Here is a 12,574-nt window from a genome sequence, read left to right on the forward strand (position 1 = left end):
AGGAGCCCGGCGGTCGCGGCAGCCGCGGCGGCCGGGCTCCAGATGGTTCGCATACGTCGTGTACGTCGGGCACTTCGTGTCCTTCGTGCACGTCGGGTACGAGCGGGGGTACGCGGCTGGGCGTGCTGTGGCTGCACGGTGGGGGCCTCTCGGTCGTGACGGAGCCACACCGGAAGCCGTCGGACGCACCGGAGTGGAACCGCGATTGTCACTGGCGGTTCCACTCTCGCGGTGCATTCGCCCGGAAAGCACCGGCGAGTTCACCGGTCTTCACCAGTTCTCGTCAGTCTTCCCCGGATTTCACCGGATTCCACCATCTTCCATAAACGGACCTGTGCGCTCCGGGTGTTGGCCCGGCTCCGGGCCACCAGCCGTACTCAGCGCACCGGATGGCCCGCTTCCCGCAGCGCGTGCTTGACCTCCGAGATCCGCAGATCGCCGAAGTGGAAGACGGAGGCGGCCAGCACGGCGTCCGCGCCCGCGTCGATGGCGGGCGCGAAGTCCGCGAGACGGCCCGCGCCACCGGAGGCGATCACCGGCACGGTCACATGCCGGCGCACGGCCGCGATCATCTCGGTGTCGTAGCCGTCCTTCGTGCCGTCCGCGTCCATCGAGTTCAGCAGGATCTCACCGGCGCCCAACTCGGCCGCCCGGCGCGCCCATTCGACGGCGTCGATACCGGTGCCCTGGCGTCCGCCGTGGGTGGTGACCTCGAACGAGCCGGACGGAGTGCGCCGCGCGTCAACCGACAGCACCAGCACCTGCCGTCCGAAGCGCTCGGCGATCTCCCGGATCAGCTCGGGCCGGGCGATGGCCGCGGTGTTGACGCCGACCTTGTCCGCACCGGCCCGCAGCAGCTTGTCGACATCCTCGGTGGTACGGACGCCGCCGCCGACGGTGAGCGGGATGAAGACCTGCTCGGCGGTGCGGCGCACCACGTCGTAGGTCGTCTCCCGGTCGCCGGACGACGCGGTGATGTCGAGGAACGTCAGCTCGTCGGCGCCCTCCGCGTCATACAGCTTGGCCATCTCCACAGGATCACCGGCGTCGCGCAGATTCTGGAAGTTGACGCCCTTCACGACGCGTCCGTTGTCCACGTCCAGACAGGGAATGACGCGTACGGCGAGGCTCATCCGGCACCTCCTCGGTAGGCCTCGACCTCGACCTCGACAAAGAGACTCGGATCGATCAGCCCGGCGACGACGATCATCGAGGCGGCCGGGCGCACGGTGTCGAAGAGCTCCTTGTGGGCACGGCCGACCTCCTCGGCGTCCCGGACATGGGTGAGGTACATCCGCGTACGGACCACATGCCCGGCGCCGAGGCCCAGTTCCGCCAGCGCCTTGACGGCGACACCGAAGGCGGTCTTCGTCTGCTCGTACGGGCCGCCCTCCGCGATCCTGCCGTCGACCACCGAGGTGCAGCCGGACACCAGCACCAGGCCGTTGGGCAGTTCGACCGCGCGGGAGTAGCCGAAGGACTCCTCCCAGGGCCCGCCCGAGGAGATCCTCCGCACGCCCGCGGTGTCGGTCATCCGCGCACCGCCGTCAGCGCCTCTTCCAGCGTGAACGCCTTGGCGTAGAGCGCCTTGCCGACGATCGCGCCCTCGACTCCCACGGGCACGAGCGAGGCGATGGCGCGCAGATCGTCCAGCGAGGAGACACCGCCCGAGGCGACGACCGGCTTGTCGGTGGCGGCGCAGACATTCTTCAGCAGCTCCAGATTGGGGCCCTGGAGAGTGCCGTCCTTGGCGATGTCGGTGACGACGTAGCGGGCGCAGCCCTCGGAGTCCAGCCGGGCCAGCGTCTCGTAGAGGTCGCCGCCGTCGCGGGTCCAGCCACGGCCGCGCAGCGTGGTGCCGCGTACATCGAGGCCGACCGCGATCCGCTCGCCGTGCTCGGCGATGATCCGGGCGACCCACTCGGGGCTCTCCAACGCGGCCGTACCGAGGTTGACCCGGGTGCAGCCGGTGGCGAGGGCCGCGGCGAGCGAGGCGTCGTCGCGGATACCGCCGGAGAGTTCGACCTTGATGTCCATGGCCGCGGTGACCTCGGCGATCAGCTCGCGGTTGTCGCCGGTGCCGAACGCGGCGTCGAGGTCGACAAGATGCAGCCACTCGGCGCCGGAACGCTGCCAGGCGAGGGCGGCTTCGAGAGGAGAGCCGTAGGACGTCTCCGTACCGGACTCGCCGTGGACGAGCCGTACGGCCTGGCCGTCACGGACGTCGACGGCGGGAAGGAGTTCGAGCTTCGGCACAAGAGCCTCGGGTGACATTCAGAGGGTTCCGATCCAGTTGGTCAGCAGCGTGGCGCCGGCGTCGCCGGACTTCTCGGGGTGGAACTGGGTCGCCCACAGTGCCCCGTTCTCCACGGCGGCCACGAACGGCTCGCCGTGCGTGGACCAGGTGACCTTGGGGGCCCGGATCTTGGGGTTGGTGACTTCCAGGTTCCAGTCGTGGACCGCGTACGAGTGGACGAAGTAGAACCGGGCATCGGCGTCGAGACCGGCGAACAGCTCGCTGTCCTTCGGCGCCTGGACCGTGTTCCATCCCATGTGGGGCACGATCGGCGCGGTCAGCGGCGCGACCGTACCGGGCCACTCGTCAAGTCCCTCGGTCTCCACACCGTGCTCGATGCCTCGCTCGAAGAGGATCTGCATACCGACGCAGATGCCCATGACGGGACGGCCGCCGGCGAGTCTGCGTCCGATGATCCAGTCGCCGCGCGCGGCGGTGAGTCCTTGCATACAGGCGGAAAAGGCACCGACACCGGGCACGAGCAGTCCGTCGGCGTTCATCGCACGGTCGAAGTCACGGGTGATCTCGACCTCGGCGCCGGCGCGGGCGAGGGCCCGTTCCGCGGAACGGACATTGCCGAATCCGTAGTCGAAGACCACCACGCTCTTACCGCTCCTGGTCATTCCCAGATCCCTTGGATACGCAGAACACCGGCGATCAGACAGAGCGCGGAGCAGAGCGCGAGCAGCACGATCACGCCCTTGGGCAGCTTCTGCTTGGCGAAGGAGTAGACGCCTCCGGCCAGAAAGAGCCCCACGACGATCAGAATGGTCGACAGGCCGGTCATAGCGCGCCCTTGGTCGAAGGAAGGATGCCGACCGCGCGCGGATCGCGCTCGGAGGCGTACCGCAGGGCGCGCGCGAGGGCCTTGAACTGGCACTCCACGATGTGGTGGGCGTTGCGCCCGTACGGGACATGGACATGCAGCGCGATCTGGGCCTGGGCCACGAAGGACTCCAGGATGTGCCGCGTCATGGTCGTGTCGTACTCACCGATCATCGGCGCCATGTTCTCGGGCTCGGTGTGCACCAGATACGGACGGCCCGAGAGGTCCACCGTCACCTGGGCGAGCGCCTCGTCCAGCGGGACCGTGCAGTTGCCGAAGCGGTAGATGCCGACCTTGTCGCCGAGGGCCTGCTTGAAGGCGGCGCCGAGGGCGAGCGAGGTGTCCTCGATGGTGTGGTGCGAGTCGATGTGCAGATCGCCCTCGGTCTTCACCGTGAGATCGAACAGACCGTGCCGGCCGAGCTGGTCGAGCATATGGTCGTAGAAACCGACGCCCGTCGACACATCGACCTCGCCTCTGCCGTCGAGATCGATCTCGACGACCACGGAGGTTTCCTTCGTACTGCGTTCCACACGGCCGATGCGGCTCATGCGCTCTGCTCCTTCTTCAGGTCACGTACCGCGTCGAGGAACGCGTCGTTCTCGGCGGGAGTGCCCGCGGTGACCCGCAGCCAGCCCGGTACGCCGTTGTCACGGATCAGGACACCGCGGTCGAGAATCCGCCGCCACGCCGTGTGGGAGTCCTCGAAACGGCCGAACTGGACGAAGTTCGCGTCCGACTCGGTGACCTCGTAACCGATCGCCCGCAACTCCCCGACCAGCCGGTCCCGCTCGGCCTTCAGCGTCTCGACGTACCCGAGCAGCGTATCGGTGTGCTCCAGCGCGGCGAGCGCGGTGGCCTGGGTGACGGCGGAGAGGTGGTAGGGCAGTCGCACCAGCTGGACGGCGTCGACCACGGCGGGATGCGCCGCGAGATAGCCGAGGCGCAGTCCGGCCGCGCCGAAGGCCTTGGACATCGTGCGGCACACGACGAGATACGGCCGGTCCGCCAGCAGCGGCAGCAGCGAGGCCCGGTGGCTGAACTCGACATAGGCCTCGTCCACCACGACGAGCGACGTCCGCGCCGACTGGGCGGCCTCGTACAGCGCGAGAACCGTCTCGGCGCCGACGGCCGTGCCCGTGGGGTTGTTGGGCGAGGTGATGAAGACGACATCGGGCCGGTGCCCGGCGAGCGCCTCGCGCGCCGCGTCCACATCGATGGTGAAGTCCTCGTTGCGCGGTCCGGAGATCCAGCCGGTGCCGGTGCCGCGCGCGATGAGCGCGTGCATCGAGTACGAGGGCTCGAAGCCGATCGCGGTGCGGCCGGGGCCGCCGAAGGTCTGGAGCAGCTGCTGGATGACCTCGTTGGAGCCGTTGGCGGCCCAGACGTTCGCGGCCGTCAGCGGATGCTTGCCGGTACGGGTGAGATACGCGGCCAGCTCGGTGCGCAGCTCGACCGCGTCCCGGTCGGGATAGCGGTTGAGCCCGCGCGCGGCCTCACGGACGCGCTCGGCGATCCGCTCGACCAGCGGCTCGGGCAGCGGGTAGGGGTTCTCGTTGGTGTTGAGCTGTACGGGGACATCGAGCTGAGGCGCGCCGTACGGGAACTTCCCGCGCAGCTCGTCCCGTACGGGCAGATCATCGATACCGAAGTCGCTCACTGACCGGGCACCTGCCAACCGAACCTTGCCTTCACGGCAGCGCCGTGCGCGGGCAGGTCCTCCGCCTCCGCGAGCGTCACCACATGGTGGGCGACCTCGGCGAGCGCGTGCTCGCTGTAGTCCACGATGTGGATACCGCGCAGGAACGACTGGACGGAGAGACCCGAGGAGTGACAGGCGCAACCGCCGGTCGGCAGAACGTGGTTGGAGCCCGCGCAGTAGTCGCCGAGCGAGACCGGGGAGTAGGGACCGACGAAAATCGCGCCGGCGTTGCGGACCCGTCCGGCCACCTCGGCGGCGGCGGCGGTCTGGATCTCCAGGTGCTCGGCACCGTACGCGTCCACGACCCGCAAACCGTCCTCGACGGAGTCGACCAGCACGACCGCCGACTGCCGGCCGGAGAGCGCGGGCACTACCCGGTCCTCGATGTGTCTGGTGGCCGCGACCTGGGGCGCCAGCTCCTTGTCCACCGCGTCGGCCAGCTCCACCGAGTCGGTGACGAGGACGGCGGCGGCGAGCGGATCGTGCTCGGCCTGGCTGATCAGATCGGCGGCGACATGGACGGGATCGGCGGTCGCGTCGGCGAGGATCGCGATCTCGGTGGGACCGGCCTCGGCGTCGATACCGATCCGGCCGGTGAAGTAGCGCTTGGCGGCGGCGACCCAGATATTGCCGGGGCCGGTGACCATGTTCACGGGAGCGCACTCGTCGGTCCCGTACGCGAACATCGCGACGGCCGTGGCGCCGCCCGCCGCGTACACCTCGTCGATCCCGAGCAGCGCGCACGCGGCCAGGATGGTCGGGTGCGGCAGACCGCCGAACTCCCGCTGGGCGGGCGAGGCCAGCGCGATGGACTCGACGCCCGCCACCTGTGCGGGCACCACATTCATGACCACGGAGGACGGATAGACGGACCGGCCGCCCGGTGCGTAGAGGCCCACGCGCCCGACGGGCACCCACTTCTCGGTGACCGTGCCACCGGGGACGACCTGGGTGGTGTGCGAGCCGCGCCGCTGGGCACGGTGGACCAGTTCGGCGCGCCGGATCGACTCCTCCAACGCGGCCCGTACGGCAGGATCTAGCGCCTCCAGGGCCGCGCCGAGCGCGGCCACGGGCACCCGGATCCGCTCCAGTGTCACACCGTCGAACCTCTCGGCGTACTCGATCAGCGCCGCGGTGCCCCGATGATGCACGTCCTCGCAGATGGGCCGCACCTTCTCCAGGGCGGCTTCCACATCGAACTCGGCTCGGGGCAGCAGGTCACGCAGGGCTCCACCCTCGGGGAGGGCGTCACCGCGCAGATCGATTCGTGAGATCACGGGGTCAATTCTCGCAGACCGGATCAGGCCGTCGGACGCGCGTATCACTGGCTGATACATGTCCCGGACGCCACACCTCACCACTAGCGTTCAGCAGGTCACTCAGCGGGCACAACCGTTGTACGGACCAGCCAAGTACACCGTCCGTGACCATCCGTACATCATCAGGGGAAGCGGAGGCGGCAGTGACCGAGCCGCAGGACGACGAATCTCCCGACTGGCTCAGCGCGGCGGAACTGGGCATGTGGCAGTCGTTCCGCAACGGCAGTACCTACGATCTGAGCACCTCGGACCCGCTGCTGAACGATCCCTTCTCACCGCTTCCCTGGGGCACCGAGCGCAGTGTGCGCGCCCGTGTCATCGCCCTGCTGCTGCTCAGCGGGCCGGCGGCGCTCCCGGGCCGGGTCGCGGCGCTGAAACTGCGCGGAGTCCAGATCACCGGCACGCTCAATCTCGCGGGCGGCACGATCGCGCCGTACGTCGAGCTGAACCACTGCCGCTTCGAGAACGAGGTGGTGCTGCCCGAGTCGCACTTCACCACTCTGCGGATGGTGGGCTGTGCGATACCCCGCCTGGAGGCGGCCCGGCTGCACACGGAGGGCGATCTGCATCTGCCGCGCTGCCGGGTCGACCGCGGCATCCGGCTGACCGACGCGCAGATCGGTACGGATCTGCTGATCAGCCAGATCGATGTACGGCCCGACCGGCTGGGCCGGGCGATCACCGCCGACGGGATGTCCGTCGCCCAGGATCTCCAGGCCGATCAGATCGAGACATACGGCGAGGTCAGTCTGCGAGGCGCGAAGATCGGTGTGTCGCTGAGCCTGCGCGGCAGCCGGCTGCGCGCGGCGGCGGAGCGGCGCGCGCTCAACGCGCCGCAGCTCACGGTGGAACGGTCGCTCTATATGACGGGCGCATGGGTGAGCGAGGAGACCGGCGCGCCCGGCACCACTCCGCCGCACGGCATCGGACGCGTCTCCACACCGCTGCACGGCACGCGGTTGCAGCCCTTCGAATGCCGAGGCGGAGTACGGCTGGACGACGGCCGGTTCGGCGACGCGGTCGATGTGGACCAGGCGCGCTTCTTCCTGGCAGCCACGGACGAGTTCTCGCTGCGCAGGATCGTCACTCCCGAGCTGCGCTTCAAGTGCGAGCGCCCGGAGGAGGGCCGCGTCGTACTGAGCGGCGCGAAGATCGTCACACTGGTCGACATGTCGACGAGCTGGCCGGGGCCGGGCGGTCTGGCGATGGGCGGCTTCGTCTACGAGAACCTCGTCCCGTTCGGCCACTTCCCGCTGCCGCGCCGACTGGAGTGGGTCGCGGCGGCGACGCCCGAGTACTCCCCGGAGCCGTACGAACGGCTGGCCCAGGTCCTGCGCAACAGCGGCGAGGACGCGGACGCGCGCGAGGTGTTGCTCGCCAAACAGCGCCGCCGCCGCGAGACGCTGCCGCTCGCCGCGAAGCTCTGGGGCTACCTCCAGGACTGGACGGTGGCCTACGGCTACCGCCCGGGCCGCGCGGCCCTCTGGATGGCGGTGCTGTGGGGCGCGGGCACACTCGGCTTCGCACACCACGCACCACCGTCGATCAAGGCCACGGAACACCCGGAGTGGAACCCGGCCCTCTACGCGCTGGACCTGCTGGTCCCGGTGATCAACCTGGGCCAGGACGGCTACTGGCTGCTGACGGGCGGCTGGCAGTGGGCGGCGGCGACGCTGGTAATACTGGGCTGGATCCTGGCCACAACGGTAGCCACGGGCGCGTCGCGCCTACTCAGGCGTGGCTAAGGGCTCGCCGGTTCGTCCTCAATCGCCGGACGGGCTGCGTTTTCCGGCCTGCGGCCGAAGTACGGCAAGGGAGCAGGCCCCTACCGAACGGGCACCCGGCACCGTGGTCGGCCGTTCCGTCCTCAAACGCCGGACGAGCTGGATATGCGGGCCCGGCACACCCCCACCGGCCCCAGCCGAAACGCACCCGCACCACGCCCCCCGCCGGGGGGCGCACCGCGGACCCACCCGGGACGCGATTCTTTGCCGTCCTTTGACCGCACGCAGGACAACCTTCCACCCGCCACCAAAGCTTCACAGCCGCCCCCTGGCGCCGCCGCCACCTGCGGTTTTCAATGGTCCGCACCATGTCATTGCTTCGCGCCCTGATCAGCACCGCGCGTATGGTCCGGCACACCCCGCAGCTCAGCGCCGGGCTGCCGCCGGACGACGCGGTGCTGCTCGACGCACCGGACGACCGCCTCGGCCCCGCGCTCGTGGCCGCCGCGCTCGGCGAGTACGAGCCGGCCGCGAAGCTGCTGGCGACCACCCGGGAGTCCGCCGAGTGGGAGAACCGCGACCGCTATGTGATGCGGCTGGCGGCCTTCGCCCACGGCCGCGACGCATGGCTCACCACGTGGCTGCGCGCCGCGCCGCGCGATCCCGACGCCCTGCTCGTCAAGGCCGAACTCGCCATCCGCAGAGCGTGGGAGTCACCGGCCCGCGCCGAACGGCTGCGTGAGACAGGCCCGCTGATCGACGCCGCGGCCGACGGCGATCCGCGCGATCCGGTGCCCTGGCGCGTCGCGCTGGACCACGCCCGCGGCACCCACGCCACGCACTCGGCCTTCGAGGCGCTGTGGGAACAGGCCGTACGCCGCTCCTCGCACCACTACGGCTGCCATGTCGCCGCGCTCCAGTACCTCTCGGCCCAGTGGTACGGCTCGCACCGCGAGTGCTTCGACTTCGCCGAGCAGGCGGCGTACGACGCGCTGCCGGGCTCACTGGTGCGCGCGCTGCCGGTACGGGCCGCCTTCACGCAACTGCTGGGCGGGCGGCTCACCTCCGTACAGACGGACCGTATCGACGCCGCCGCCGATCTCGCGATCACGGTCTCCGCCGAGTACACGGCATGCGATCCCTGGCCGGCCGAGGTACGCAATCTGCTGGTGTACGTGCTGGTGGAGCGCGGACGCTGGGACGCGGCGCTGGAGCAGTTCCGGCTGATCGGACCGTACGCGACGTCCTTCCCGTGGACCTGTTTCACCGACGATCCGCTGGGCCAGTTCCTGGAAACACGCGACCGCGCGCGGATCCAGGTGGCCTCGGCGACGCCTTTGCGGAACAGAGCAGAACGGAGACCGCCCCGCGGCCATTACGCTTGACCGTTGTGACCACCGCACGCCTCCCTCTCTTCCCGCTGAACGCGGTGCTGTTCCCGGGCCTCGTCCTGCCTTTGAACGTCTTCGAGGAGCGCTATCGCGCGATGATGCGTGAGCTGCTCAAGACGGACGAGTCCGAGCCGCGCCGCTTCGCCGTGGTCGCCATCCGCGACGGGCACCAGGTCGCGCCGACCGCGCCGGGCATGCCGGACGCGACGTCCGTGCCTCAGCGCGGCCCGGCCGCCGACTTCGGCCCCGAACCTCTCGATGCCTTCCACCCGGTGGGATGCGTCGCGGACGCGGCGACGATCCGTGAACGCCCTGACGGCAGCTTCGAGGTGGTGGCCACCGGCACCACCCGGGTCCGGCTGCTCTCGGTCGACGCGAGCGGCCCGTTCCTGACGGCCGAACTGGAGGAGCTCACCGAAGAGGCGGGCGACGGCGCACGTGCGCTCGCCGAAGGTGTGCTGCGGGCGTTCCGCGGCTACCAGAAGCGACTGGCGGGCGCGCGTGAACGTTCACTCTCCACGAGCGACGAACTCCCGGACGAGCCCTCGGTGGTGTCCTATCTGGTCGCCGCGGCGGCCGTACTCGACACCCCGGCGAAGCAGCGGCTGCTGGAGGCACCGGACATCGCGGCACGGCTGCGCGATGAGCTGAAACTGCTGCGCTCAGAGACGGCGGTGATCCGCCATCTGCCCTCCCTGCCCGCGGTAACGCTGACGCACACTCCGCCCAGCCCCAACTGACCTGAGGAATGGACGCCTTGGCGAAGAAGTCCAAGAAGCAGCAATCCGGCGGCACTCCGGCGACGGTCGCCCTGACCGCGGCGGGTACGGCGTACACCTTGCACGCGTACGAACACGACCCGGCGTCCGCGTCCTACGGCGAGGAGGCGGCCGAGGCGCTGGGCGTCTCTCCGGACCGCGTCTTCAAGACCCTGGTCGCGGACGTCGACGGCGAACTGACCGTGGCCGTCGTCCCGGTCGCCGGTTCACTGGACCTCAAGGCCCTCGCGGCGGCGGTCGGCGGCAAACGCGCGGCGATGGCGGACCCGGCGGCGGCGGAACGTACGACGGGCTATGTGCGCGGCGGCATCTCCCCACTGGGCCAGCGCAAACGCCTCCGCACGGTCCTGGACGCCTCGGCCGAGTCCCACCCCACCATCTGCGTCTCGGCAGGCCGCCGGGGCCTGGAGGTAGAACTGTCCCCGAAGGACCTGGCCACAATTACGTCGGCAACCCTAGCCCTCATTGGCCGCGCTTCTTAGGGATCGGTCCGCCTCCGGGGCGTTTTAAGCCGATGTCTCCGCAACCCGGACCCGTCCGGGCCGGCCGGTTCGTCCTCAATCGCCGGACGGGCTGGAATTCCCGGCCTTCGGCCGAACAACGGCGAGGAGCCGACATCTCCGAGCAGGAACCCGGCACCGGGCGGGCCGTTCCGTCCTCAAACGCCGGACGGGCTTGGTGGGTGCCCGGCGTGTCCGGACACTGAAGCGCGATTTGTGCCGCACACGAAACCCGCACCCACCACACACCCGCCCCCGCGCCGCAGGCGCACCGCCCCCGCCGGGAGGCGCACCGCCGCGAGGCGCTACCCCGGCGGACCGTACGACGGCCCCCAGTCCCATTCCGGTTCCGGATCGCGCGGGCCGAACAGGGCCGTCAGTGCCAGATGCACCACCATCGCCGCCACCGGCCACGCCAGCAACGCGCCCTTCGCGTTCAGTTCGAGCGGCGCGTCGAACGTGACGCCCGTACCGGCCGCCTTCGCGTGCGCCACCACGTCCGACGTGGGGCCGAGCGAGGTGCCGAGCTGCCAGGCCAGCACCGCGCCCAGCAGGCCGCCCAGCGCCAGGCCCACCACCAACGGGATACCGCCACGTCGGCGGAAGAGGAACACCAGCGCCGCGCTGAGGGCGCCGAAGCCGAGGGCCAGCAGCAGGAATGTACCGTCCGCGGCGATCGCCTCCTCGCCCTCGGTGTCCTTGAGGAAGACCGCCGTGGCGTCCGAGATCAGCGGAACGCGCGGGGCCAGCCACAGCCACAGCAACCCGAGTGCCAGCCCCGAGACCGCGACCGCCACCAGTACCACGGCGGCCTGGCGGACCTCGGTCTTCATCTCGGAGGCCTCCTTCTCCGCGTCGTCCCCGAGGAAGGGCGAGGTCCCGGCGGGCGGTGACTGCCAGGGATCGTCGTGCGGCGGCTGGTGAGGCGGCGTCAGAGGTGCGGTCACTGTGCCATCGTGCCAGGCCCGGCCCCGTGATGCCTCATCGGACCGCCGCGCGCCGGTACGCCCTGGTCGCCACGGCCAGCGAGACGACACCGACGGCCGCGCACACCGCGAGATCGAGACCGACGGCCGCCCAATCGGGATGCGCGTCGAACGTACGGGCGAGCGCCTCGACGCCATAGGTGGAAGGCAGCAGGTCACGGGCGTAGACGACCGGCTCAGGCAGCCGGTCCGCAGGCAGTACGCCCAGCAGCAGCGCCGCGGACATACCGAGCTGGCCCAGCAGAGTGGCCAGCTCCTGGCGTGGCGCGAGCAGCCCGAGGGCCGCGCCGAGCCCGGCGAGGGCCGCGCCGGAGAGCGGAATCACCGCCACCAGCACCCAGAGATGGGTGAGCGGCAGATCGAAGAGAACGCTGCCGGTGACGGCCGTGACCGCCGTGCCGGGCACCGTGAACGAGGCGTACGCGCCCGCCGCGCCCAGCACCACCGCCGCCGGCGGCACCGGCAGCGTGGCGTAGTGGTCCAGACCGCCGCTCGCCCGGAGCTGGCCGAAGTACTGGGCGAGCAGATTCAGCGCCACGAACGCCACGACCAGCACGCTCGACCCGGCGACGACCGCCCGTGCCTCGTCACCGCCGTCGACGACACCGCGCATCAGGACCATGATCCCAACGGACTGGAACGTCGCCACGAAGAGCAGCGGGATCCGCGCGACCCGGGCCCGGGAGAGCTGGGCGCGGTAGACGGCGGCGAGCGAGGGCAGCAGCCGCGCGCGGGGCGCGAGCGGCGCGGGGCCGCCGACCACCGGCTCCACGGTGTCCGCCGGTCTCCCGGACACGGCCTCCACGGGCACGATGCTCACCTGGCGCTGCTCCTGTTCGCTCCGTACGTACGGGCGGGCACTCATGCCTTCACCAGCCCCTTGGTGCTCCCGCCGAGCGCCAGATAGACATCCTCCAGGCTCGGCGTGGCGAGCGTGAAGTCGTCCAGCGCGGCGAAGGCCGCGCCACCGGTCACGGCCGCGACGGCCGCGCGCGCCTCGTCCGGGGCGAGCCGTAGCACCCACCGGCGGCCGGACTCCCGCGCGGAACCC

At 70.5% G+C, this 12,574-nt stretch carries 13 protein-coding genes and 2 pseudogenes; 4 read left to right on the plus strand and 11 right to left on the minus strand.

Features of this window, described 5'->3' with window-relative positions; genetic code table 11:
• Window positions 1–377 precede the first annotated feature (377 nt).
• From hisF to hisD, 8 genes are read right to left on the minus strand one after another with little or no spacing between them, the layout of a single operon-like run.
• Complete coding sequence (gene hisF, locus GA0115259_RS22105) at window positions 378–1,133, minus strand: imidazole glycerol phosphate synthase subunit HisF (RefSeq protein WP_093599985.1); 756 nt, start codon at window positions 1,131–1,133, stop codon at window positions 378–380.
• Complete coding sequence (locus GA0115259_RS22110; RefSeq protein ID WP_093599988.1) at window positions 1,130–1,534, minus strand: RidA family protein; 405 nt, start codon at window positions 1,532–1,534, stop codon at window positions 1,130–1,132. The genes hisF and GA0115259_RS22110 overlap by 4 nt, the downstream gene beginning before the upstream one ends.
• Window positions 1,531–2,256, minus strand: a complete 726-nt coding sequence (priA, locus tag GA0115259_RS22115) for a bifunctional 1-(5-phosphoribosyl)-5-((5-phosphoribosylamino)methylideneamino)imidazole-4-carboxamide isomerase/phosphoribosylanthranilate isomerase PriA (RefSeq protein ID WP_093600018.1) — start codon at window positions 2,254–2,256, stop codon at window positions 1,531–1,533. Before priA ends, GA0115259_RS22110 begins: the two co-directional genes overlap by 4 nt.
• A gap of 18 nt (window positions 2,257–2,274) precedes the next feature.
• A complete protein-coding gene (gene hisH, locus GA0115259_RS22120; RefSeq protein WP_093599991.1) occupies window positions 2,275–2,919 on the minus strand; it encodes an imidazole glycerol phosphate synthase subunit HisH in 645 nt (214 codons plus the stop codon).
• On the minus strand, window positions 2,916–3,083 hold the full coding sequence (locus GA0115259_RS40475) for a hypothetical protein (protein WP_169922667.1): 168 nt from the start codon (window positions 3,081–3,083) through the stop codon (window positions 2,916–2,918). Before GA0115259_RS40475 ends, hisH begins: the two co-directional genes overlap by 4 nt.
• Complete coding sequence (gene hisB, locus GA0115259_RS22125) at window positions 3,080–3,673, minus strand: imidazoleglycerol-phosphate dehydratase HisB (RefSeq protein WP_093599994.1); 594 nt, start codon at window positions 3,671–3,673, stop codon at window positions 3,080–3,082. Before hisB ends, GA0115259_RS40475 begins: the two co-directional genes overlap by 4 nt.
• A complete protein-coding gene (locus GA0115259_RS22130) occupies window positions 3,670–4,782 on the minus strand; it encodes a histidinol-phosphate transaminase (RefSeq protein WP_093599997.1) in 1,113 nt (370 codons plus the stop codon). Before GA0115259_RS22130 ends, hisB begins: the two co-directional genes overlap by 4 nt.
• Window positions 4,779–6,101, minus strand: a complete 1,323-nt coding sequence (hisD, locus tag GA0115259_RS22135; RefSeq protein ID WP_093600000.1) for a histidinol dehydrogenase — start codon at window positions 6,099–6,101, stop codon at window positions 4,779–4,781. Before hisD ends, GA0115259_RS22130 begins: the two co-directional genes overlap by 4 nt.
• A 185-nt stretch (window positions 6,102–6,286) precedes the next feature.
• Here hisD and GA0115259_RS22140 point away from each other — a divergent pair, with 185 nt between their 5' ends.
• The 4 genes from GA0115259_RS22140 (at window position 6,287) to ybaK (ending at window position 10,519) form a co-directional block, all read left to right on the plus strand.
• On the plus strand, window positions 6,287–7,888 hold the full coding sequence (locus GA0115259_RS22140) for an oxidoreductase (protein ID WP_093600003.1): 1,602 nt from the start codon (window positions 6,287–6,289) through the stop codon (window positions 7,886–7,888).
• A gap of 335 nt (window positions 7,889–8,223) precedes the next feature.
• Entirely contained in the window at window positions 8,224–9,252 is a 1,029-nt protein-coding gene (locus tag GA0115259_RS22145; protein WP_093600006.1) for a hypothetical protein, read from the plus strand.
• A gap of 5 nt (window positions 9,253–9,257) precedes the next feature.
• Window positions 9,258–9,998, plus strand: a complete 741-nt coding sequence (locus GA0115259_RS22150; protein WP_176732616.1) for an LON peptidase substrate-binding domain-containing protein — start codon at window positions 9,258–9,260, stop codon at window positions 9,996–9,998.
• Between the two features lie 17 nt (window positions 9,999–10,015).
• On the plus strand, window positions 10,016–10,519 hold the full coding sequence (ybaK, locus tag GA0115259_RS22155) for a Cys-tRNA(Pro) deacylase (protein WP_093600021.1): 504 nt from the start codon (window positions 10,016–10,018) through the stop codon (window positions 10,517–10,519).
• A gap of 285 nt (window positions 10,520–10,804) precedes the next feature.
• Here ybaK and GA0115259_RS22160 read toward each other — a convergent pair.
• From GA0115259_RS22160 to GA0115259_RS22170, 3 genes and pseudogenes are all read right to left on the minus strand, one after another.
• Window positions 10,805–11,484, minus strand: a pseudogene (locus GA0115259_RS22160) (ABC transporter permease); the annotation flags it as partial.
• 34 nt (window positions 11,485–11,518) lie between these two features.
• Entirely contained in the window at window positions 11,519–12,343 is an 825-nt protein-coding gene (locus tag GA0115259_RS22165; protein WP_370748342.1) for an ABC transporter permease, read from the minus strand.
• A gap of 41 nt (window positions 12,344–12,384) precedes the next feature.
• Window positions 12,385–12,574 (minus strand): annotated as a pseudogene (locus GA0115259_RS22170) (ABC transporter ATP-binding protein); the annotation flags it as partial.

It is taken from the genome of Streptomyces sp. MnatMP-M17 (genome assembly GCF_900091995.1).
In the GTDB taxonomy this organism is placed as follows: domain Bacteria; phylum Actinomycetota; class Actinomycetes; order Streptomycetales; family Streptomycetaceae; genus Streptomyces.